The sequence below is a fragment of the Collimonas sp. GW821-FHT07E08 genome (assembly GCF_059418905.1).
Map to the genome: position 1 here is coordinate 292495 of NZ_JBWKQR010000002.1, position 22487 is coordinate 314981.

The following is a 22487-nucleotide window of genomic DNA, read 5'->3' on the forward strand; positions in this document are numbered from 1 at the left end:
AATTCATGAGTCCTGAGCTGACACGTTCGGCACATCGGATGAAATATCCGATGTGCAGGTCAACAACAAGCGCAGCATCGGACAGTATTTGGGAATACTTTAAAGCTTGCTGCGGTACGGGAGGCTGTCGCTAATATGACAATTCTGTCAGTTTCGCCCGTGTTTGATGCGCAATGCGCTGATGATGGTAGCAAGCAAGGTCGCGCTGGCCGCCAGCCATAAGGACATATGGACTGCGCTGGCGTCGATCTGGGCGGTGTCGGCCGCGGCCTGGGCGATGCTGGTCGCCGCCAGCACTACCGCGACCAGTGCGGCGCCCAGCGACTGGCCGAAGGTACGGGCAATCGCCAGCACGCCGGAAGCGGTGCCGCTGCGCGCGCGCGGCGCGTTGCTCAGCATTTCGCGATTGTTGGGGCTCTGGAAAAAACCGAAGCCGAGCCCGCAGACGAAGGCGCGCCACAGGATGTCCGGCACCGATGCGTGCGCACCGAGGCAGGCCAGCAGCACCAGGCCCAGCGTCAGCACCAGCAGGCCGCAGGTCGACAGCAGCGAGGCTGAATAGCGGTCGGCCAGGCGCCCGGCGATCGGCGCGGTGATGGCGATCGCCACCGGCCACGGTGTGAACAGGGCGGCCGACAGCAGCGGGCTGAAGCCGTATGCGCCCTGGAACAGGAACGGTAGTGCAATAAAGGCAATCCCTTGCCCGACAAAAGAGCAGAGCGAAGTGGCGACCGCCATCGAAAAGCGTTGCGATGCAAAAATGTCAAGCGGCAGCAGCGGTGCGGAATAACCTCGTTGTCTAATGATAAACAAAACCACCGACGCCAGGGCGATCCCGCCAAGCAGCAACTCCTGGCTCCAGCTGTCATGGCGCGACAGGCCGTCGACCGCCATGACGATGGCGCCCAAGGCCAGCGCCGAGAGCAGGGCGCCGAGCGCATCGAAGCGGCCGCCGCGGCCCGGATCGCGCGGCAGCACACGGCGCGCCAGCAGCAGGGTGAGGATGCCGATCGGCACGTTTACCGCAAACAGCCATTGCCAGCTCAGCACCGACAGCATCAGGCCGCCGATGGCCGGCCCGGCAGCGGTGGAGGAGGCCACCACCAGGGAGTTGATGCCAAGCGCCGCGCCCAGCAGGCGGGTCGGGAAGATATTGCGGTAGAGCGCCGGCCCGATGCTCATGGCGGCAGCGCCGCCGACGCCTTGCAAGAATCGCATGCCGTTCAGCATCGCCAGCGAGGGCGACAGGGCGCAGCCCAGCGAGGCCAGGGTGAACACCAGGATGCCGCTCATATATACACGGCGAAAGCCCAGCACTTCGCCCAGCGAGGCGAACGTGACCATGGTCATGGCGCCGGCAAGTATGTAAGCGTTGGCGATCCAGACCGCGGCGGCCGGGTCGACCTGCAGGCTGCGCGCGATCATGGGCAGCGCGACATTGACAATGGAGCCGTCCAGCACGGTCATGCTGGTGCCGAGGATCATGACGATGATCGCTACCCGGCGCGCCGCTCCGGGCAGGCCGTCATCCTCGGGCAGGTCGCCGAACAGCCGGCTCATGCAGCGAGGCGGCGCGGCTTTGGCGCAACACTTGTTTGAAATAATGGCGAGATAGGCACGGGCGACAATAGAATGAGGAAAGCATTGATTGGGCGGGGCGGAAGCCGCGAATTATCACATGAAGCGCAATTCCACGCAGGCACCGGGCCTGGCCGCCGGTCGGGCGATCGCGGGGCGGCCGGCAAAAAGGCGTTATTTTTCAGATCGCCGGCGGCTGCCGCGGCGCCTGTTTGATGTATAATTCGAATTTCCCGCATGTGCCGTTCGGCACCTTCCGTAATGACTAAGTTTGTATTTGTTACCGGCGGCGTTGTCTCTTCCCTTGGTAAAGGGATTGCAGCCGCCTCTCTCGCCGCGATTTTGGAATCGCGCGGCCTTAAAGTCACCCTTCTTAAACTTGATCCGTACATCAACGTCGATCCAGGCACCATGAGCCCGTTCCAGCACGGCGAAGTGTTTGTGACCGACGATGGCGCAGAGACCGACCTCGACCTCGGCCACTATGAGCGCTTCATTACGGCCAAGATGAAGAAGGTGAATAACTTCACTACCGGCCAGATCTACGAATCGGTGATCCGCAAGGAACGCCGCGGCGAGTACCTGGGCAAGACGGTGCAGGTTATTCCGCATATCACCAACGAGATCCAGGATTACATCTATCGCGGCGCCGAAGGTTTCGACGTGGCGCTGGTGGAAATCGGCGGCACCGTCGGCGATATCGAATCCTTGCCTTTCCTTGAAGCGGCGCGCCAGCTGAGCCTGCGCGCAGGCCGCAAGGCGGCGGCCTTCGTCCACCTGACGCTGGTGCCTTACCTGGTCTCGGCCGGCGAGCTGAAGACCAAGCCGACCCAGCACAGCGTGCAGAAACTGCGCGAGATCGGTATTTCGCCGGACGCCTTGCTGTGCCGCGCCGACCGTCCGATCCCGGATGACGAACGGGCCAAGATTTCCCTGTTCTCCAACGTCCAGGGCGATGCCGTGATTTCGGTGTGGGATGCCGACACCATCTACAAGATTCCGCAGATGCTGCACGACCAGGGGCTGGATGCGATCGTCTGCGAAAAGCTGGGCCTGTCGCCCAAGCCTGCCGACCTCTCGGTCTGGACCAAGCTGGTGCACGCACTGGAAAATCCAACCTACGAAGTCACCATCGGCATGGTCGGCAAATATGTCGACCTGACCGAATCGTACAAGTCGCTGACCGAGGCATTGCGCCACGCCGGCATCCATACCGGCAGCCGGGTCAATATCGAATACCTGGATTCCGAAGAAATCGAAGCCAGCGGCACCGGTGCATTGGCCAAGTACGATGCGATCCTGGTGCCGGGCGGTTTCGGCAAGCGCGGCGTCGAAGGCAAGATCGCGGCGGCGCGTTTCGCCCGCGAAAACAAGATCCCTTACCTGGGTATTTGCCTCGGCATGCAAGTCGCACTGCTCGAATATGCGCGTAACAAGGCCGGCCTGCCGCACGCCAATTCAACCGAATTCGATGCGCAGACCGACCAGCCGGTAGTGGCCCTGATCACCGAATGGCAGAATCACGACGGCAAGGTAGAGCTGCGCGACGTCAATTCCGACCTGGGCGGCACCATGCGCCTGGGCGCGCAGACCTGCGATGTCAAGCCGGACACCCTGGCCGCCGAAGTCTACGGCCCGACCGTGACCGAACGCCATCGTCATCGCTACGAAGCCAACAACCATTACCTGGACCGGATCGAAGCGGCCGGCCTGGTGGTGTCGGCCCGCACCCCGACTGAAGACCTGTGTGAAATCATGGAATTGCCGCGCACCGGCGAGAATGCCCATCCTTGGTATGTCGGCGTCCAGTATCACCCGGAATTCAAATCGACTCCGCGCGATGGCCATCCCTTGTTTATTTCGTTCATCAAGGCTGCGCTGGCGCACAAGCAAGCTAATACTGCAACTGCAGCGTAAGGAAAGAACATGAAACTTTGTGGCTTTGACATCGGCCTGGATCAGCCGTTTTTCCTGATCGCCGGTCCGTGCGTGATCGAATCGCGCCAGATGGCGCTCGACACTGCCGGGAAACTGAAAGAGATCACCAGCGAACTGGGCATCAACTTCATCTACAAATCGTCTTTCGACAAGGCGAACCGTTCTTCCGGTTCTTCTTTCCGCGGCCTCGGCATGGAAAAAGGGCTGGAGATCCTGGCTGAAGTCAAAGCGCAAATCGGCGTGCCGGTGCTGACCGATATCCATGAAATCTATGAAATCGAGCCGGTGTCGGCGGTGGTCGATGTCTTGCAGACACCCGCCTTCCTGTGCCGCCAGACCGATTTCATCAACGCTTGCGCCCAGTCGGGCAAGCCGGTGAATATCAAGAAGGGCCAGTTCCTGGCGCCGCACGACATGATCAATGTCATCGCCAAGGCGCGCTCCGCCGCCCGCGAAGCCGGCCTGCCTGAAGACAATTTCATGGCCTGCGAGCGCGGCGCTTCGTTTGGCTACAACAACCTGGTGTCCGACATGCGTTCGCTGGCGATCATGCGCGAAACCGGCTGCCCGGTGGTGTTCGACGCCACCCACTCCGTGCAGCTGCCAGGCGGCCAGGGCAGCACATCAGGCGGCCAGCGCGAATTCGTGCCGGTGCTGGCGCGCGCTGCTATCGCGGTGGGCGTGGCCGGCGTGTTCATGGAAACCCATCCGAATCCTGCCGAAGCCAAATCGGACGGACCGAATGCGGTGCCGCTGAACCGTATCAAAGAATTGTTGTCGACCATGATAGACCTGGACCGGGTCGTCAAGAAGAATGGCTTTATCGAAAGCAATTTCGGTTGATTGCTTGAGGGATGGAATATATCGCTGCCGCTATACAAGCAAGTGGCGGTGCGTGAAGTCTGGTCCCGCAAATGGTTTTAATATCGCGCATATTTTTATTTGATAGGGAAATACATGAGTGCAATCGTTGACATCATTGGCCGCGAAATCATTGATTCGCGCGGTAATCCGACAGTCGAATGCGACGTCCTGCTGGAATCCGGCGTCATGGGCCGTGCGGCCGTGCCGTCCGGCGCGTCCACCGGTTCGCGTGAAGCGATCGAACTGCGCGACGGCGACAAGAGCCGTTACGGCGGCAAGGGCGTTTTGAAAGCCTGCGAGCATATCAACACTGAAATTTCCGAAGCCATCATGGGCCTGGATGCCAGCGAACAAGCGTTCCTGGACCGCACCCTGATCGATCTCGACGGCACCGAAAACAAAGGCCGCCTGGGCGCCAACGCCATGCTGGCGGTATCGATGGCGGTGGCCAAGGCCGCAGCTGAGGAAGCCGGCCTGCCGCTGTACCGTTATTTCGGCGGCAGCGGCGCGATGCAGATGCCGGTGCCGATGATGAACGTCATCAACGGCGGCGAACATGCCGACAACAACCTGGATATCCAGGAATTCATGATCATCCCGGTTGGCGCACCGAGCTTCCGCGAAGCGCTGCGTTACGGCGCCGAAGTGTTCCACGCGCTGAAGAAAATCCTGCACGACAAGGGCTTGTCGACCGCGGTCGGCGATGAAGGCGGCTTTGCGCCGAACCTGGCCAGCCACGAAGAAGCACTGAAGCTGATCATCCAGGCGATCGAAGCCGCAGGCTACGAGCCAGGCACCCAGATCGCCCTCGGCCTGGATTGCGCCGCCAGCGAATTCTACAAAGACGGCAGCTATGTGCTGGCCGGCGAAAACATGACCCTGACCGGCGCTCAGTTCACCGGCCTGCTGGCGTCGTGGTGCGACAAGTACCCGATCATCAGCATCGAAGACGGCATGGCGGAAAACGACTGGGATGGCTGGAAACTGCTGACTGAAACCCTCGGCAAGAAGATCCAGCTGGTGGGCGACGACCTGTTCGTCACCAACACCAAGATCCTGAAGGAAGGCATCGAGAAAGACATCGCCAACTCGATCCTGATCAAGATCAACCAGATCGGCACCCTGACCGAAACTTTCGCTGCGATCGAAATGGCCAAGCGCGCCGGCTACACCGCGGTGATCTCGCACCGTTCGGGCGAGACCGAAGATTCGACCATTGCGGATATCGCGGTTGGCATGAACGCCTTGCAGATCAAGACCGGCTCGATGTCGCGTTCGGACCGCATGGCAAAATACAACCAGCTGCTGCGCATTGAAGAGGACCTGGGCGACATCGCCAGTTATCCTGGACGTGGCGCGTTTTACAATCTGAAGTAATCAAGCCGGGGTGGGCATCAGTGTCCGCCCCGATTTACATATAAGACAGTAGAACCAAGCCCGAAACGATGCGTCTGATTGCCATTTTCCTGACTGCCTTGCTGATACTGGTCCAGTACCCACTGTGGCTAGGCAAGGGCGGCTGGCTGCGCGTCTGGGACATGGACCAGCAGGTGCATGCGGCGCATGACAAGATCGACGAACTGAAAGCCCGCAACGCCAAGCTGGATTCGGAAGTGCACGATTTGAAAGAAGGCACCGGTGCGGTCGAAGAACGGGCGCGCACCGAACTGGGCATGATCAAGCAGGACGAGATCTTTATCCAGATCCTCGATCCGAACGGCAATCCGGCCGATGCGCCGGCGCCGCCCAATGCCGCATTGACGGCGGTAGAAAAGACCGTAGCGGTCGCCGTGCCGACGGAAAAGAAACCGGAACGCTGATATCCCTCAACCGGCAGGGCGCCCATGCAGTTGCAGCGCCCCGGTCCCCACTTGATTCTTAATGTTTGCTGCTGCCGGTGGGCAGCAGCGCTTCAACCGGCGCCGCGCTGGCAAACAGGTGCGCGCAATCGACTTTGTCGAACTCATAATGCTGGCCGCAGAAATCGCAGTCTACCGCCAGCTTGCCGAGGTCGGCGAGCGCTTCTTCGATTTCGGGCTGGCCCAGCATCTTCAGCATGTTGCCGACTTTTTCGCGTGAGCAGTTGCACTGGAAGCTAGGCTGCTGCGGTTCGAAAACACGGATGGTTTCTTCCCAGAACAAGCGGCGCAGCAAAGTCTGGATGTCGGTCGACAGCATTTCTTCAGGACGCAAGGTGCCGCCCAGCGCCAGGAAGCGGTTCCATGTTTCCAGCTCATCGTCGACCGGGACGTCGATGCCGCCGTGATTCGGCAGTTTCTGCAGCAGCAGGCCGCGTGCGACCTTGTCGTCGGCGGCCAGCCACAGCTTGGTGTCGAGCTGTTCCGAACGCAGCATGTAGTTTTCAATGACGGTCGCGACATTCTCTCCGTCCAGCGGCACGATGCCTTGGTAAGCCTGCTGGCCCGGCATCTTGTCTTGCGGGTCGAGCGTAATGGCAAAGCGGCCCTGGCCGTTCAGGTTGACCAGCTGCGGCATGCTGGCGTCGGGATCGATCACCGCGTCTGGCGCCAGCTTGGCGGTGGCGCGCATCTGCAGCTGCGAATCGCATTCGACCACCAGCAGCCGGATCGGGCCGTCGCCATGGATCTGCATGACGATGACGCCGTTGAATTTCAGGTTGGCCGACAGCAAGGCCGCTGCCGCCATCATCTCGCCCAGCAAGGTCTTTACCGGTGCCGGGTAGTGGCGGTGCGCCAGCACCTGCTGCCAGGTGGAAGACAACTCCACCAGCTCGCCGCGCACGGCGGCATTCTCCACCATGAATTTTTGCAGTGAATCGCCATGTGCATCGCCTGCATTCGTCATCTTTATTACGTCCATATTTTTTATCCGCTGATTTATTGCTTGATTACTGCTGCTTGTCACACGATTGTTACCCGATTTGCTTCAGGCCGTTCTTGTACTCTTGTCCGCGTTCCATGTAGTGCCTGGCGTTGCCGGCCAGCGCCGCCACGTCCTGCTCGCTCAGGGTGCGCACGGCTTTGGCCGGGCTGCCGATGATCAGCGAGTTGTCCGGGAATTCCTTGCCTTCGGTGACCAGCGCACCGGCGCCGACCAGGCAGTTCTTGCCGATCTTGGCGCCGTTCAGGATCACCGCCTGGATCCCGATCAAGGCGCCGTCGCCAATCGTGCATCCATGCAACATTGCCTGGTGGCCGACCGTCACGTTCTTGCCCAGCGTCAGCGGAAAACCCATGTCGGTATGCAATGTACAGCTCTCCTGCACGTTGCTGCCCTGGCCGACCGTGATCAGCTCGTTGTCGCCGCGGATGTTGACGCCGAACCAGACGCTGGCGCCGGCTTCAATCCTGACCTTGCCGATCAGGTTGGCGGAAGGCGCAATATACGCAGAAGGGTCAATATCGGGGGCATGTTCGCCCAATTGGTAGATGGCCATAAATTTCCGTAAAATGCTGGTTGCCGGGCATGGCCCTGATTCAATCCCTGTAGATAGGTCCAAGTTGCGATTTTTCAACCGTAGCGCCATTTTACCGCTGTCAACATGAACCATTCACTCTTTGCCGCGCCATCCGACTTGCGTAGGGCTGCCTTGCACTGTTTGTGCGAGGCTGATGTCGCTGCCAAGGTCGCCGGCGTCGAGGCGATGGCGACGGCCTGGGAGAATGCCGCCATGGCGCTGGACAGCGGGTGTGAATTGCGTCCGGGCCTGGGCATACCGGGGCGTCCGCCGCAGCCGCTGCTGGTCCCGCCGCGCGAGGTCAAGCATCGCTCCATGGCTACTGTGGAAGGGCGCGCCGCCATGATCCATGCCCTGGCGCATATCGAATTCAACGCCATCAACCTGGCGCTCGATGCGATCTGGCGCTTTGCCGGCATGCCGCGCGATTATTATGCCGACTGGCTGCGCGTGGCCAAGGAAGAAGCTTATCACTTTAGCCTGCTGGCAAGGCATTTGCGCAGCCTCGGGTTTGCCTACGGCGATTTCGCGGCGCATAACAGCTTGTGGGAGCTGACCGAGAAGACCAGCCATGACATCCTGGCCAGGATGGCGCTGGTGCCGCGCCTGATGGAAGCGCGTGGCCTGGATGCCTCGCCGCGCACCCGCGCCAAGCTGGCGCAGGCCGGCGACGAAGAGGCGGCGGCCATCATAGACATCATCCTGCGCGACGAGATCGGCCATGTGGCGATCGGCAACCGCTGGTATGGCTGGCTGTGCCAGGCGCGCGGACTGGAGCCGCTGGCGACATTCGCCGCCCTGGCCGTGCAGCACAAGGCGCCGCAGCTGCGCGGACCGTTCAATCTGGAGGCGAGGAGGGCGGCAGGTTTTTCCGAAGCAGAATTGCAGGTCTTGTTGCAGGAGATAGAGCAGGGCCTAAACGGCCATCCGGCCTAGGCCCTAGTGATACCACTTGTGCTTGCCGGGACGTTTGGCGATTTCCGCCATGTTGACCAGCTTGGTGCCGGCGATGCGGTCGTGCAGGAACTGGCGCTGCGGATCGAGGTAAACGGTCATCGCCCACAGCAGGAAATTCGCGGCCGGGATCCAGACCAGCATCCAGGTATGCGCGCCTAACGCCCACGCCAGCGCCAGCCCGGGCAGGAACCAGCACCAGCTGAGCAGGAAGCGGATGGCGGCGCGGCCGGCCTTGACTGCGCTGCCGTCGCGGTTGACCAGCTGGATACGCCAGGTTTTCATGGCCAGCGTTTGTCCGCCGTGGCTCCAGCACCAGACGAAATACAGGGTCAGCACAAGGAACAGCCAGGCTTGCTGGGCGTGCCGCAGGTACAGCGCGTGGCGCTGCTGCAGCAAGGTGGAAAAAATCCAGCCGGAAATGAACAGGATGCCGAACAGCAGCATGGATTCATACATGATGCTGCCGAAACGGCGTTTCAGCGATGGCGTTTGCTGCTGGCTGGGGGGCGCGCTGGTAGCGGAAGGATCCAAAATTCTTATTTCGCGGTTGGCGCCAGTACCGGGCCGGGGCCTGGCGCCGTCGCCGCCGCAGGAGCGACCACGGCAGTCTGTTCCTGGCCGGCCGCCGGCGTCAGGCTGGCTGGCGCGGCAGGCTTAGGTTTATTCAGTTTGGCCGCCGGCATGGTAGTTACCCGCTTGTGGTTCGGCGCGGCTTGTTCGGCCAGCTCTTTCTTTTGCTGTTCCGACAATTGCTGGTACTGCTGCCAGCGCAAGGCCCGTTGTTCGGTATCGAGCTTGTTGGCGCGGGCATAATTCTCGCGCGCGATACGGCGTTGTTCAGGAGTCAATGTTACCCAGCCGCGCATCCTCGCCTGCAGCCTCTCCTGCTCAGCCGGCGTCATGCTGGCGTAGCGGTTGCTGATTTCCAGCCATTTCTTGCGGGTAGCCGGCTTCAGCTTGTTCCAGTCGCCTGCCAGCGGCTCCAGCACATGCTGCTGGACAGCGCTCAATTCATTCCAGTTAGGCGCGGTGATGCCCACCACCTTGGTCATTTTTGGAGGGGGGAGCGGCGCCGGCTTGACGCTGGCCGCAGCCGGCTGCGCAGCTGCAGGCTGTGCAGCTGCCTGGGTCGACGTGAACGGCCCCAGCACCGCCAGCGCCGCGCCGCCGCTCACCAGCAGCGCGCAGGCGGCGCCGATCAGGCGCTTGCGGCGGCTGCTCAGCATGCCTGGCTTGGAAGAGGAGGTTGGCGTCATTGGTCTTGCTGCTGTTGGGCGAGATAGGCGCTAAAGCCGCTATCCAGGTAGGCCGACGGCGGCAATTCGTCCGACAGCACGGCAGCGTCGATGTCGGCGGTGGCGGCGATCCGGTGTTGCTGTTCATATTGGTACAGGCCCGACAGCAGCACCATGCCGACCAGGATAGGCGCAGCGACGCCGAGCCGCGTCAGCCAGGACAGGCGGTTGCCGAAAAAGCTGCCGGCGTGGCCCGCCAGCACGCCTTGGCGCGCCAGCACGCGGGTCGGCGCATCTTTTTTCTTGCGTGCCATGGCCGCCTTGCGGGCAGCCGCCAGGCGGTCGGCGGCAGGGGCCGGCAAATTGTCCAGGTTTTCATTCAGTGCGTGCCGCACCTTGAAAGCGAAATTGATTTGTTTGTGGTTCATAAACTGATTCCTTTGGCCTTGAGCGATAGCGCCAGAGCGTGCGTTGCGCGAGAGCAGTGCGTTTTCACGCTGCCTTCCGAGCATCCCATTGCGGCCGCGGTCTCGGCAACATCCATGTCCTCCCAATAACGCATCAGGAAGGCTTCTCGTTGACGCGCCGGCAGCTTCTGTACTTCTTCGTCGATGATGTTGAGAATTTGCTCACGTTCCAGCTTGTTGGCGCTGGATTCGGTCGCTTGCGAATCTTCATCCGACTCGAAGGTTTCGAGGACGTCGTAATCCTCGTCATTGGCGTTGTTGCGCCCCATGCTGGAAAACAGGCTGACCCAGGTGTTGCGTACTTTTTCCCTGCGGAAATAGTCGTGGATCGTGTTCTGCAAGATACGCTGGAACAGCATCGGCAGCTCAGCTGCAGGTTTGTCGCCGTATTTTTCCGCCAGCTTGATCATCGCGTCCTGGACGATGTCCAGCGCGGATTCGTCTTTGCGGACGGCGTAGACCGCCTGCTTGAAAGCCCGGCGTTCTACGTTTTCAAGGAAATCGGAAAGTTCTTTATCGGTGGCCATGCATCGCGGCGGATTGGGTCATACACTACTGCTGATTCAAGATTCTCAAAATTCTGTTATGCGGCCGGAACACAGTCACAGGCAGGGAGGCCCCGTGTTGACTGGTTTACGCTAGCCGCCCTTGGCCTGTGCCTGGAAATCGCGGTTCGCCTTGCCTTCATAACGATGGCTTACGATTAATTTCCAGACTGGCCGAATGCTAGCAAAAAAGGCGGGGTTTGTGGGCAAATCTACTGCAAAAGACACGATTTAACTCGGATTTCATGTAATTTGGCTTGACCGGAATGAAACTACGCATTATGGTAGCTATCCACTTCAGAACCCTGGAGTGCCAGCCTTTTCGCTGACGACTCAAGATGTTGTTCAACGGACAGGCATGCTTCACATTTGTAAGCTGTTTGCTCCAACCCGTGCCACAAGCGCGAGAAACAGGCAACGGCGTAATCAGAATTTTCGGCCGAACGAGTAGCGTTTAGCGCCATTTTGAATCGTATCTACGGCTACGCAACGGAATGACGTGATCGCACAAAAAAGGGACGCCGTGGCACTGGTACGCTGCGCCATTTCGTCAGGAAAGAGCATCCGATCAATTTCCAATGGACCTTGAAAGGATCTAGTCATCATGAACAAAGATACAAACCTGCCTGTTACCGGCGCGGAAATTCTCGTGCGCTGCCTGGCGGAAGAGGGTGTCGAACACGTGTTCGGTTATCCCGGCGGCGCAGTGCTGTACATCTACGACGCCATATTCCAGCAAGAAAAATTCCAGCATATCCTGGTACGTCATGAGCAAGCTGCGATTCACGCAGCCGATGCCTATTCCCGCAGTTCGAACAAGGTTGGCGTGGCCATCGTCACGTCCGGCCCCGGCGTCACCAATGCGGTGACCGGCCTGGCCACGGCCTACATGGACTCGATCCCGATGGTGGTGATTTCGGGCCAGGTGCCGTCGTATGCGATCGGCGAGGATGCGTTCCAGGAATGCGATACGGTCGGCATCACCCGTCCGTGCGTCAAGCACAACTTCCTGGTCAAGGATGTCAAGGACCTGGCGTCGACCATCAAGAAAGCTTTCTTTATCGCCAGAACCGGCCGTCCCGGCCCGGTATTGGTGGATATCCCTAAAGACATCTCCATGCACCGCCACGTTTTCGACTATCCGAAGGAAGTCGAAATGCGTTCCTACAAACCTGTCGACAAAGGCCACTCGGGCCAGATCCGCAAGGCGGTGCAACTGCTGCTGAGCGCGGAACGGCCGATGATCTACGCCGGCGGCGGCGTGATCCTGGCGAATGCCTCGCCTGAGCTGAACAAGCTGGTGGACCGCCTGGGCTACCCATGCACCACCACCTTGATGGGCCTCGGCGGCTACAAGTCGTCCAGCGACAAGTTTGTCGGCATGCCCGGCATGCATGGCACTTATGAAGCCAACATGGCGATGCAGAACAGCGATGTGCTGATCGCCATCGGCGCCCGCTTTGACGACCGCGTGATCGGCAATCCGAAGAATTTCACCTCGGTCTCGCGCAAGATCATCCATATCGATATCGATCCGTCGTCGATTTCGAAGCGCGTCAAGGTCGATATCCCTATCGTCGGCAACGTCAAGGATGTGCTGCAGGAACTGCTGGCGCAGCTGGATGCCGCCGAGACCCGGCCGAATGCGCCGGCCTTGTCCAACTGGTGGAAGCAGATCAACGACTGGCGCGGCCGCGAGTGCCTCAAGTTTGCCGATTCCAACGAAGTGATCAAACCGCAGTCCGTGGTGCAGAAGGTGTGGCAGATCACCGACGGCGACGCGTTCATCACCTCCGATGTCGGCCAGCACCAGATGTGGGCGGCGCAGTACTACGGCTTCGACAAGCCGCGCCGCTGGATCAATTCCGGCGGCCTCGGCACCATGGGTGTCGGCTTGCCGTATGCGATGGGCGTGCAGATGGCCAACCCGGGTTCGACCGTGGCCTGCATCACCGGCGAAGCATCGATCCAGATGTGCATCCAGGAACTGGCTACCTGCAAGCAATATCACCTGACGCCGAAGATCATCCTGCTCAACAACCGTTTCCTCGGCATGGTCCGGCAATGGCAGCAGATCGATTACGGTTCGCGCTATTCCGAGTCCTACATGGATTCGCTGCCGGATTTCACCAAGCTGGCGGAATCCTTCGGCCACGTCGGCATGAAGATCGAAAAGCCGGGCGACGTCGACGGCGCGCTGAAAGAGGCGTTCGGCTTGAAGGATCGCCTGGTATTCATGAATTTCATTACGGATCAAACCGAAAACGTCTGGCCTATGGTCAAGGCGGGCAAGGGCTTGACTGAAATGCTGCTCGGTTCGGAGGATCTGTAATCATGCGACACATCGTTTCTGTACTGCTGGAAAATGAAGCGGGCGCCCTGTCGCGCGTGGTCGGCCTGTTTTCCGCCCGTGGCTACAACATCGAGACATTGACGGTCGCACCGACCGAAGATGCCACCTTGTCACGCATGACCATCGTGACAAGCGGTTCGGATGACGTGATCGAACAGATCACCAAGCACCTGAACCGTCTGATTGAAGTCGTCAAAGTGGTCGACCTGACCGAAGGCGCACATATCGAACGCGAACTGATGCTGATCAAGGTGCGCGCAGTCGGCAAGGAACGTGAAGAAATGAAGCGCACCGCGGACATTTTCCGCGGCCGCATCATCGACGTCACCGACAAGTCCTATACCCTGGAACTGACAGGCAACAAGGGCAAGCTGGATGCGTTCATCGATTCGATCGACCGCGCGGCGATCCTGGAAACCGTCCGTACCGGCGGCTCGGGCATCGGTCGCGGCGAGCGCATCCTCAAAGTTTAAATAACATTTAAATAAGCAGTCATCGCGCTGGAGCGTCCAGCGCGTTTTACAGCAAAATTCACATCAAATTACATATATAGGATCCAAAATGAAAGTTTTCTACGACAAAGACAGCGACCTCTCCCTGATCAAAGGCAAGAACGTTGCCATCATCGGTTACGGTTCGCAGGGCCATGCCCATGCACAAAACCTGAACGATTCCGGCGTCAAGGTCACAGTCGGCCTGCGCAAGGGCGGCGCATCGTGGGACAAGGCAAAGAACGCCGGCCTGAACGTGGCTGAAGTGAACGATGCGGTGAAAGCCGCTGACGTCATCATGATCTTGCTGCCGGACGAAAACATCGCCCAGGTTTATGCGGAAAACGTCGCGCCGTTCGCCAAGCAAGGCGCTACGCTGGCATTCGCCCACGGCTTCAACGTGCACTACGGCCAAGTCGTGCCGCGCGCCGACCTGGACGTGATCATGATCGCTCCCAAGGCGCCTGGCCACACTGTGCGTGCGACCTACACCCAGGGCGGCGGCGTACCGCACCTGATCGCCGTCTATCAAGACAAGTCCGGCAGCGCCCGCGACATCGCCTTGTCGTATGCAACCGCCAACGGCGGCGGCCGTGCCGGCATCATTGAAACCAACTTCCGCGAAGAAACCGAGACCGACCTGTTCGGCGAACAAGCCGTGCTGTGCGGTGGTGCGGTGGAACTGATCAAGGCTGGTTTTGAAACCCTGGTGGAAGCCGGCTACGCGCCTGAAATGGCTTACTTCGAGTGCCTGCACGAACTGAAGCTGATCGTCGACCTGATCTATGAAGGCGGCATCGCCAACATGAACTACTCGATCTCCAACAACGCTGAATACGGCGAATACGTTACCGGCCCGCGCATCGTTACCGAAGATACCAAGAACGCCATGCGCCAGTGCCTGAAAGACATCCAGACCGGCGAATACGCGAAGAGCTTCATCCTGGAAAACAAGGCCGGCGCACCGACCCTGATTTCCCGTCGCCGCATCACTGCAGAACATCAGATCGAGCAAGTCGGTGAGCAGCTGCGTGGCATGATGCCTTGGATCAAAAAGAACAAGATGGTTGACCAGTCGAAGAACTAATCATAAGTCGATTGGCCCCAAAAAAAGGACGGCATTGCCGTCCTTTTTCATTTCAGGCGTCGGAGCGGAAGCAATTGACCCGCAACCGTACATTGTTTAGATTGTGGCATCACCAATCGCGTAATTTTCCTGGGCAATATGGCAACTAACACAATCGGCAGCAAATTCGGCAAGCCCGACCGCGGCTGGCGGGAGCGCCTGTACACGATTATTTTTGAGGCCGACACCGCCGCCGGGCGCCGCTTCGATACCGCCTTGCTGATCATCATCGTGCTCAGCGTGGCGACCGTGATCATCGACAGCGTCGGCGCCGTGCGTTCGCGCGATTTGCTTGCGCTGAATATTCTCGAATGGCTGTTCACCATCTTGTTCACCATCGAATACGTGGTGCGCCTGCTGTGCGTCAAGCGCCCCTTGCGCTATGCCCTCAGCCTGTTCGGCATCATCGACCTGATATCGATCCTGCCGACCTACCTGGCGATCCTGCTGCCGGAATTCCATTTCCTGATCGATGTCCGCCTGCTGCGCATGCTGCGCGTATTCCGCGTGATGAAGCTGCCGCGCTATTTCGACGAATCGCAGATCCTGCTGCAGGCGCTGCGCAACAGCCGCCACAAGATCCTGGTGTTCCTCGGCGTGGTGCTGATCATGAGCGTGATCCTGGGCACCATCATGTACGTGATCGAAGGGCCGGAAAACGGCTTTACCAGCATCCCGGTCGGCATGTACTGGTCGATCGTGACGCTCACCACCACCGGCTATGGCGACATCCATCCGAAAACGCCGATGGGCCAGCTGATTACTTCCTGCGCCATGCTGCTGGGCTACGGCATCATCGCCTTGCCGACCGGGATCGTCGGCGTGGAACTGGCGATGACCATGATGAAGGGCACGCCGACTACCCGCACCTGCAGCCATTGCCTGACCGAAGGGCATGAAGCCGATTCCCTGTTTTGCAAACACTGCGGCGAGAAGCTGGAGCCCTATCAATACGATGCCGCCGCAGCCGGCGCCGATCCGTTCAGCACGCTGGCGGAATTCAAAGGCCGCATGGGCCGCAATGTGCACCAGGATCCACCGAAAAAATAAGGCCGCGGCGCGGCTTTTTGCGATCTTGCGTTTGCCACCAACAACAGGCAATATTGTCAGCGAACTAATTCGACAGAACACAATCGAAAGTTGGTCTGTAATTGATAGTCGTTGGGGCGCACTTCCGGTAGCGCTCCATTTTTTCTTGGAGAAGAATATGTCGCGATCACGCAAATTGATGCTGTCGTCACTGTTGGCTGCAACGGGTTTCGCCGCGCACGCCCAGGCGCCGACCAGCGGTACCCTGGTAGTGGTGCCGGCCTACGGTGAAGTCAAGCACGCCAATGACCAGGTAAGGATTACCTTCAACGTTGAAGAGCAGGACAAGGACAAGGCGGCGGCAGCTTCCCGCGTCAACCTGAAGATGAAGCAGGGCACCGATATCCTCAAGCGCCAGGACCCGCAGGCGGTCTTGCAGACACGCGGTTACTACACCTACCCGGTCTATCCGGAAGACCAGCCGCAGCCGCGCGGCAATGCCAACAAGCCGCGCCAGCCAACCGGCTGGCGCGTCGGCCAGTACCTCGATGCCACCACCACCAATCTCAACAACCTGCCGAAAACGGTCGCCGCGGTGCAAAGCATCCTGGGCCTCAACGGCCTGTATTTCGGCCTGAGCGACGCCACCAGCAAAAAGCTGGATGACCAGCGGATCGCCGCCACCTACCAGAACCTGACCGAGCGCATCGCTTCCATCGCCCGCGCCATGGGCCGCAATGTTTCGGACGCCGTGCTCGACACGGTGGATTTCGAAGGATCCGGCAACTATGCGCAGGAAGCAGCGGCGCCGAAAGCGATGATGATGCGCGCAGCAGCCATGAATGACTCGGCCCAGGTGGAAGAACCCAGTTTCGAGCCGGGCGAAACCACCCTGAACATGCGCGTGGTTGGCAAAGTCCGCTTCAAATGAGCCGCCTGGCCGTCTTTAGCCTGGCCCTGGGCATGACATTGGCGCTGGCCGCTTGCAAGCCGTCGGCGCCGACGCCGCAAGTCTTCAAGGCCCAGGCCGATGCGCTGGAAAAGGCAAAAGGGGTTGAACAGCAGTTGCAGCAAGCCCAAGACAAGGCCAAGGCAGCTGAAGAAGAACAGCAGAAATAAGAAAGGGAAGCTGGAGCGCTCGCTTCAGCTTCTTTTTTTCCGCGATATCCCGTATAACCATTGTCATATTGAAAATATTTCCCCGATTGTGTTTATCCAGCCCAATAAAACCGAGCGAAAAGCTTGGTCTTTTTATACAATGCCAAGGCGCTGTTTCTTTCGATGAACATCCAGGCCCCTGATATCATGCAGGCGGCCTCATATCACCGACTTGCCAGCGTTAGTTAATCAAGAAGCGGCATGGCGGCTGGCAGAACTGGCTGTGCGCCCCCGGCAAGCAATAAAGCGGCAGGTTACATTTATTTCCCGCTCGACTAGAATAGCCACGCTTTCAAATTTCCATCATTTACCCAGATAATCCGGAGTGCAGTTGAATAATTACCCCCATCCTATTATTGCCCGCGAGGGCTGGCCGTTTTTGGGCATCGCCTTTGCGGTCGCGCTGCTGATCACGTTTTTCTCTCCTGCATGGTCGCTGCCATTCTGGATTATTGCCTTGTTCGTATTGCAGTTTTTCCGCGATCCGGCCCGTGTGATTCCACAGAATCCTGCCGCAGTGCTGTCGCCGGCCGACGGCCGCATCGTCGTGGTGGAAAAAACCATGGATCCTTACGCTAATCGCGAAGCCCTGAAAATCAGCGTCTTCATGAACGTATTCAATGTCCATTCGAATCGCGCGCCGGTCGACGGCAAGATTGAGAAGGTGGAGTATTTCCCGGGCAAGTTCGTCAACGCCGACCTCGACAAGGCTTCGATCGAAAACGAGCGCAACGCCCTGGTCATCACCGCCGCCAACGGCCAGACCGTGACTTGCGTACAGGTCGCCGGCCTGATTGCGCGCCGCATCCTGTGCTACGTCAAAGTGGCCGACGTGCTGGCGCGCGGCCAGCGCTACGGCTTTATCCGTTTCGGTTCACGGGTCGATGTCTACCTGCCGCTGACGGCCACGCCCAAGGTTGCAGTGGGCGACAAGGTATCCGCCACCGAGACCATCCTGGCCGAATTTTAAGCAGTGTTGCTGGTAATCAGAGTCGATTGAAACGGAACTTACATGGCCACATTCAAGCGCCGTAAAGCGAAGAACAACATCGCGCAGTTCCCCAAGGCGCTGCGCCCGAACAAGAACACCGAACGCAGCGAATACCTGGACCAGGACGCAGGGGACCAGCCGCCGGTGCGGCGCCGGCGCGGCATCTACCTGCTGCCGAACGCTTTCACCACGGCGGCGCTGTTCTGCGGTTTTTATGCGATCGTGATGGCGATGAACCTGCGTTTCGACCAGGCTTCGATCGCCATCTTCGTGGCGATGGTGCTGGACAGCCTGGACGGCCGCGTGGCGCGCCTGACCAATACCCAGAGCGAGTTCGGCGCGCAATACGACAGCCTGTCCGACATGGTGTCGTTCGGCGCCGCGCCGGCGCTGGTAGTGTATGAGTGGTCCTTGCGCGGCATGGGCAAGCTGGGCTGGCTGGCGGCTTTCGTGTATTGCGCCGGCGGCGCCTTGCGCCTGGCGCGCTTCAACACCAACATCGCAGTGGTCGACAAACGCTATTTTCAGGGCTTGCCCAGCCCTGCGGCAGCGGCCCTGGTGGCCGGTTTTGTCTGGCTGATGGACGATCTCGGTTTTCGCGGCGCATCGCTGAGCTGGGCAGCCTGGGCGATTACCCTGTACGCCGGCCTGACCATGGTCAGCAATGTCCCCTTTTATAGCTTTAAAGACATCAACCTGCGCAAACCGATGCCGTTCATCGCGGCCTTCCTGGTGGTGCTGGCGCTGGTGGCGATTTTCAGCGATCCGTCGAAGGTGCTGTTCGGCCTGTTCGTGCTGTATGGCCTGTCCGGCTTTGGCGTGTATTTCTGGCGCTGGTTCAAGGGCAAGCCGGTCAGCATCGTGCAGACGGAACTAGAGCATGACGATAAGGACTAAGGTAATGCCTGTGAAACATTAGTAAGGTTAAATGTTGTTAAACCTTGGGTTGCAAGCGGCACGGTAGCGAGGCTAGTGGCATCATCCTTTTTCAACTACTACTGGAGAAAAAAATGGGTTTACTTTCTTTTTTTAAAGAAGCTGGCGAAAAACTGCTGGGTACGAAGAAGCCAGAGGAAATCGCTGCAGCTCCCGATGTTGAAGATCTGCAAAACAAGGCAGCAGATGCGATCAAGACCTATGTCGGCACGCAAGGCATCGACACCAGCGGCCTGACGATCGCCTTTGACGCAGCGTCGTCGACGGTGACCGCCAGCGGCGAGGCGCCGGACCAGGCGACCCGCGAGAAAATCATCCTTTGCTGCGGCAATGTCAAGGACGTCGCCGGCGTCAACGACAACCTGACCGTGGCTACGCCAGCCGATGAATCGCAATGGTATACCGTGGTCAGCGGCGACAATCTGTCGAAGATCTCCAAGCAGTACTACGGCGATGCAAACAAATACAATGCAATTTTTGAAGCCAACAAGCCGATGCTGAAAAGCCCTGACCTGATTTATCCGGGCCAGATGCTGCGTATTCCGCCACAGTAATTCGGATTCAACCTGAACAGAGCCGCCCGGTAAGCCCCGGGCGGTTTTTTTACGGCCGTCGCTTTGTGATTTTTATACCGGATTCCCTCAAAGTCTTTAAAATTGATGGTTTACAAGACCAATCAGGAGCACAGCATGGCCGCCAACTCGCCCGAAAAACTGATCATATTCGACACCACCTTGCGCGATGGCGAACAATCGCCCGGCGCCTCGATGACCAAAGATGAAAAAATCCGTATCGCCAAGCAGCTGGAACGGATGAAAGTCGACGTGATCGAAGCCGGGTTTGCTGCTGCTTCTCCCGGCGATTTCGAGGCGATCAAGGCAATCGCCGGCATCATCAAGGATTCCACCGTCTGTTCCCTGTCGCGCGCCAACGACAAGGACATCGCGCGCGCTGCCGAAGCGCTGCAGCCGGCCGAACGCAAACGTATCCATACCTTCCTGGCGACCTCGCCGCTGCATATGGAAAAGAAGCTGCGCATGACGCCCGACCAGGTGTTCGAGCAAGCCAAGCTGGCGGTGCGCTATGCCCGCAAATTCACCGACGATGTCGAATTCAGCCCGGAAGACGGCAGCCGCTCCGACATGGATTTCCTGTGCCGGGTGCTGGAGGCAGTGATCGCGGAAGGCGCGACCACCATCAACTTCGCCGACACCGTCGGCTACGGCGTGCCGGAACTGTACGGCCATATGCTGAAAACCCTGCGCGAGCGGATTCCGAATTCGGACAAGGCGATCTGGTCGGTGCACTGCCACAACGACCTCGGCATGGCGGTCGCCAATTCGCTGGCGGGCGTGATGATAGGCGGCGCGCGCCAGGTCGAATGCACCATCAACGGACTCGGCGAACGGGCCGGCAATACGGCGCTGGAAGAGATCGTCATGGCGGTCAAGACCCGGCGCGATTACTTCAACCTGGACATCGGCATCGACACCACGCAGATCGTGCCGGCGTCCAAGCTGGTGTCGCAGATCACCGGGTTTGCCGTGCAGCCGAACAAGTCGGTGGTGGGCGCCAATGCTTTTGCCCATGCCTCCGGGATCCATCAGGACGGCGTGCTGAAGGCGCGCGACACCTATGAAATCATGCGCGCCGAAGATGTCGGCTGGAGCGCCAACAAGATCGTGCTGGGCAAGCTGTCGGGACGCAATGCATTCAAGCAGCGGCTGGAAGAGCTGGGCATTGCGCTGGATTCGGAGACGGAAGTGAATGCGGCTTTTGCGCGCTTCAAGGAACTGGCGGACCGCAAGTCGGAGATATTCGACGAAGACATCATCGCACTGGTTTCGGACGAGCAGCATTCGCACGACAAGGAGTTTTATCGTTTCGTGTCGTTATCGCAGCATTCGGAGACTGGCGAAAAGCCTAGCGCCAGCGTGGTGTTTTCGATCGACGGCAAGGAGTCGCGCTGCGAAGGGGAGGGCAACGGACCGGTGGACGCCATCGTCAATGCCATCGAAACCAAGGTGGCCAGCGGTGCCGAGCTGCTGCTGTTCTCGGTCAATGCGATTACCACCGGCACCCAGTCGCAGGGCGAAGTGACCATGCGCTTGTCCAAGGCCGGCCGCATCGTCAACGGCGTCGGCGCCGACCTGGATATCGTGGTGGCGTCGGCCAAAGCCTACCTGTCAGCGCTCAACAAGCTGCATTCGAAATCGGAGAAGCTGAACCCGCAGCTCTAGCAGCAGTTAAATAGGGTCAGAGTCGAATTATTGAACAACAATAATTCGACTCTGACCCTATTTAACGAACTACGGAGTGCTGGCCTTAGCGCTTGGAATTGCCTGATGAACTTCGATCGGATTCCAGTTGCGCCCACAGCCGCGCCAGGTATGGATCGCGGAATCCTTCCTTGAGCAGCCCTTCCAGGGTATGCCGCAAATAATCCCTGGCCGGCCCGTAGAGTCCGCAGGCGTCGCGCAGGTGCGAAACCACTTTCAGGTCCGGCAGGCGGCCGGTATAGCTTTCATGCTGGCGGTTCATGACGAACGCCAGCGCCTTGACGCGCGGGCCGTTCTTGCCCTTGAGCTGCATCGGCAGCCAGCGCGGCAGGTAAGCGCCTGTCATCATTTCGCGGCGCCATAGCATTTTCAGTTCGGTTTCGATGCTGATGGCGGGGATGCGGAAAGCGATGCCTTGGCAGGAGCCGCCGCGGTCCAGTCCCAGCACCAGGCCGGGATTATCCCAAGTGCCGCGGTTGATGCGCGAATACAGGTAAAAGCCGCGATGATAGCCGTACAGCATGGCCGGCACGCGCTCGCTGTATTCCACCATCGGATTCCAGATCAGGGAACCGTAGCCGAACAGCCAGACATCGCCTTCGGGATCGGGCAGGGACGCCAGCGCGGCGCGCCAGGACGCCTCCAGCGCTGCTTCGGACAGCAGGGCGGAAGCAATCGGGGTGTTATCCAGGATGGTCCGCAGGCGGTCCTGTTCAAGATCTTCACGCGTGATACTCATGCCTACAGGATAAGCCAGATCAGCCGTCCGCAACAAGTGCTTTGCCAAACTGGCGGCGGACTTGCCTCACCCCTTGAGGGCAGCCGGAATAAACATTCGCTGCCACCAGCGTCGCCACAAGGGAACGGCAGCCGCGCCGGCGCCGACGGCTGCCGTACAGGGCGCGCTGCCGCTTGCCTGCAGCCGCACCCAGCCGCTGCGCTGCACCACATGGCATTCGCCTTCGCTGACCGTGAAATGCGTGTCGACAGCCAAGCCGCTTTCGCTGACAAGGATGTTGCCTTGCGTCGATACGATGGCGGTTCCGCGCGCAGCATGGAACATGCTGGAAGCCTTGAAAAACGCCGCGATGTCGGCAGGCT

General features: G+C 59.5%; 24 protein-coding genes. 15 read left to right on the forward strand and 9 right to left on the reverse strand.

Going from position 1 to position 22487, the window contains the following annotated elements:
• Positions 1 to 147: 147 nt before the first annotated feature.
• On the reverse strand, positions 148 to 1560 hold the full coding sequence (locus tag AC07RZ_RS03855; protein ID WP_494666963.1) for an MFS transporter: 1413 nt from the start codon (positions 1558 to 1560) through the stop codon (positions 148 to 150).
• Between the two features lie 279 nt (positions 1561 to 1839).
• Here AC07RZ_RS03855 and pyrG point away from each other — a divergent pair, with 279 nt between their 5' ends.
• From pyrG to ftsB, 4 genes are all read left to right on the forward strand, one after another.
• Complete coding sequence (pyrG, locus tag AC07RZ_RS03860; RefSeq protein WP_092396314.1) at positions 1840 to 3495, forward strand: CTP synthase; 1656 nt, start codon at positions 1840 to 1842, stop codon at positions 3493 to 3495.
• Positions 3496 to 3504: 9 nt separating this feature from the next.
• Positions 3505 to 4359, forward strand: a complete 855-nt coding sequence (kdsA, locus tag AC07RZ_RS03865) for a 3-deoxy-8-phosphooctulonate synthase (protein WP_144738774.1) — start codon at positions 3505 to 3507, stop codon at positions 4357 to 4359.
• A gap of 114 nt (positions 4360 to 4473) precedes the next feature.
• A complete protein-coding gene (gene eno, locus AC07RZ_RS03870) occupies positions 4474 to 5757 on the forward strand; it encodes a phosphopyruvate hydratase (RefSeq protein ID WP_092396318.1) in 1284 nt (427 codons plus the stop codon).
• A 68-nt stretch (positions 5758 to 5825) separates the two neighbouring features.
• Positions 5826 to 6200 (forward strand): cell division protein FtsB, encoded by a 375-nt coding sequence (gene ftsB, locus AC07RZ_RS03875; protein ID WP_092396320.1) that lies wholly within the window; start codon positions 5826 to 5828, stop codon positions 6198 to 6200.
• 58 nt (positions 6201 to 6258) lie between these two features.
• Here the strand turns inward: ftsB and hslO are convergent, their stop codons facing one another.
• Complete coding sequence (gene hslO / locus AC07RZ_RS03880) at positions 6259 to 7206, reverse strand: Hsp33 family molecular chaperone HslO (RefSeq protein WP_494666964.1); 948 nt, start codon at positions 7204 to 7206, stop codon at positions 6259 to 6261.
• A gap of 67 nt (positions 7207 to 7273) precedes the next feature.
• A complete protein-coding gene (locus AC07RZ_RS03885; protein WP_494666965.1) occupies positions 7274 to 7798 on the reverse strand; it encodes a gamma carbonic anhydrase family protein in 525 nt (174 codons plus the stop codon).
• Positions 7799 to 7903: 105 nt separating this feature from the next.
• Here AC07RZ_RS03885 and AC07RZ_RS03890 point away from each other — a divergent pair, with 105 nt between their 5' ends.
• A complete protein-coding gene (locus AC07RZ_RS03890; protein WP_494666966.1) occupies positions 7904 to 8755 on the forward strand; it encodes a ferritin-like domain-containing protein in 852 nt (283 codons plus the stop codon).
• 3 nt (positions 8756 to 8758) lie between these two features.
• On the opposite strand, the gene AC07RZ_RS03895 is transcribed toward AC07RZ_RS03890, so the two are convergent.
• From AC07RZ_RS03895 to AC07RZ_RS03910, 4 genes are read right to left on the reverse strand one after another with little or no spacing between them, the layout of a single operon-like run.
• On the reverse strand, positions 8759 to 9307 hold the full coding sequence (locus tag AC07RZ_RS03895) for an RDD family protein (protein WP_494666967.1): 549 nt from the start codon (positions 9305 to 9307) through the stop codon (positions 8759 to 8761).
• A 5-nt stretch (positions 9308 to 9312) separates the two neighbouring features.
• On the reverse strand, positions 9313 to 10032 hold the full coding sequence (locus AC07RZ_RS03900; protein ID WP_494666968.1) for a DUF3106 domain-containing protein: 720 nt from the start codon (positions 10030 to 10032) through the stop codon (positions 9313 to 9315).
• Positions 10029 to 10439 (reverse strand): DUF3619 family protein, encoded by a 411-nt coding sequence (locus tag AC07RZ_RS03905; protein WP_144738779.1) that lies wholly within the window; start codon positions 10437 to 10439, stop codon positions 10029 to 10031. Before AC07RZ_RS03905 ends, AC07RZ_RS03900 begins: the two co-directional genes overlap by 4 nt.
• On the reverse strand, positions 10436 to 11005 hold the full coding sequence (locus AC07RZ_RS03910) for an RNA polymerase sigma factor (protein ID WP_144738780.1): 570 nt from the start codon (positions 11003 to 11005) through the stop codon (positions 10436 to 10438). Before AC07RZ_RS03910 ends, AC07RZ_RS03905 begins: the two co-directional genes overlap by 4 nt.
• Positions 11006 to 11627: 622 nt before the next feature.
• On the opposite strand from AC07RZ_RS03910, the gene AC07RZ_RS03915 reads away from it, so the two are divergent.
• The 10 genes from AC07RZ_RS03915 (at position 11628) to AC07RZ_RS03960 (ending at position 21347) form a co-directional block, all read left to right on the forward strand.
• Entirely contained in the window at positions 11628 to 13355 is a 1728-nt protein-coding gene (locus AC07RZ_RS03915) for an acetolactate synthase 3 catalytic subunit (RefSeq protein ID WP_494666969.1), read from the forward strand.
• Between the two features lie 2 nt (positions 13356 to 13357).
• A complete protein-coding gene (gene ilvN, locus AC07RZ_RS03920; protein ID WP_014005248.1) occupies positions 13358 to 13849 on the forward strand; it encodes an acetolactate synthase small subunit in 492 nt (163 codons plus the stop codon).
• 88 nt (positions 13850 to 13937) lie between these two features.
• Complete coding sequence (gene ilvC, locus AC07RZ_RS03925; protein ID WP_061942400.1) at positions 13938 to 14954, forward strand: ketol-acid reductoisomerase; 1017 nt, start codon at positions 13938 to 13940, stop codon at positions 14952 to 14954.
• Positions 14955 to 15092: 138 nt separating this feature from the next.
• Positions 15093 to 16043 carry an ion transporter gene (locus tag AC07RZ_RS03930; protein ID WP_494666970.1) on the forward strand — a complete coding sequence of 317 codons (951 nt, stop codon included), beginning with the start codon at positions 15093 to 15095 and terminating at the stop codon, positions 16041 to 16043.
• A 157-nt stretch (positions 16044 to 16200) separates the two neighbouring features.
• Positions 16201 to 16953 (forward strand): SIMPL domain-containing protein, encoded by a 753-nt coding sequence (locus tag AC07RZ_RS03935; protein WP_494666971.1) that lies wholly within the window; start codon positions 16201 to 16203, stop codon positions 16951 to 16953.
• Entirely contained in the window at positions 16950 to 17141 is a 192-nt protein-coding gene (locus tag AC07RZ_RS03940) for a hypothetical protein (protein WP_494666972.1), read from the forward strand. Before AC07RZ_RS03935 ends, AC07RZ_RS03940 begins: the two co-directional genes overlap by 4 nt.
• 364 nt (positions 17142 to 17505) lie before the next feature.
• The gene (locus AC07RZ_RS03945) at positions 17506 to 18150 is read left to right on the forward strand and encodes a phosphatidylserine decarboxylase (protein WP_014005253.1); all 645 of its coding nucleotides are present in this window, start codon (positions 17506 to 17508) and stop codon (positions 18148 to 18150) included.
• 42 nt (positions 18151 to 18192) lie between these two features.
• Positions 18193 to 19068 carry a CDP-diacylglycerol--serine O-phosphatidyltransferase gene (pssA, locus tag AC07RZ_RS03950; RefSeq protein ID WP_092396346.1) on the forward strand — a complete coding sequence of 292 codons (876 nt, stop codon included), beginning with the start codon at positions 18193 to 18195 and terminating at the stop codon, positions 19066 to 19068.
• 113 nt (positions 19069 to 19181) lie between these two features.
• Positions 19182 to 19661: a peptidoglycan-binding protein LysM gene (gene lysM, locus AC07RZ_RS03955; RefSeq protein ID WP_144738784.1), complete on the forward strand. Its 480-nt coding sequence runs from the start codon at positions 19182 to 19184 to the stop codon at positions 19659 to 19661.
• Between the two features lie 135 nt (positions 19662 to 19796).
• A complete protein-coding gene (locus AC07RZ_RS03960; RefSeq protein WP_494666973.1) occupies positions 19797 to 21347 on the forward strand; it encodes a 2-isopropylmalate synthase in 1551 nt (516 codons plus the stop codon).
• 85 nt (positions 21348 to 21432) lie between these two features.
• Here the strand turns inward: AC07RZ_RS03960 and AC07RZ_RS03965 are convergent, their stop codons facing one another.
• Positions 21433 to 22125 carry a gamma-glutamylcyclotransferase gene (locus tag AC07RZ_RS03965; protein ID WP_494666974.1) on the reverse strand — a complete coding sequence of 231 codons (693 nt, stop codon included), beginning with the start codon at positions 22123 to 22125 and terminating at the stop codon, positions 21433 to 21435.
• A gap of 66 nt (positions 22126 to 22191) precedes the next feature.
• Positions 22192 to 22449, reverse strand: coding sequence for a hypothetical protein (locus AC07RZ_RS03970; protein ID WP_494666975.1), 258 nt, complete (start codon positions 22447 to 22449; stop codon positions 22192 to 22194).
• Between the last annotated feature and the right edge of the window lie 38 nt (positions 22450 to 22487).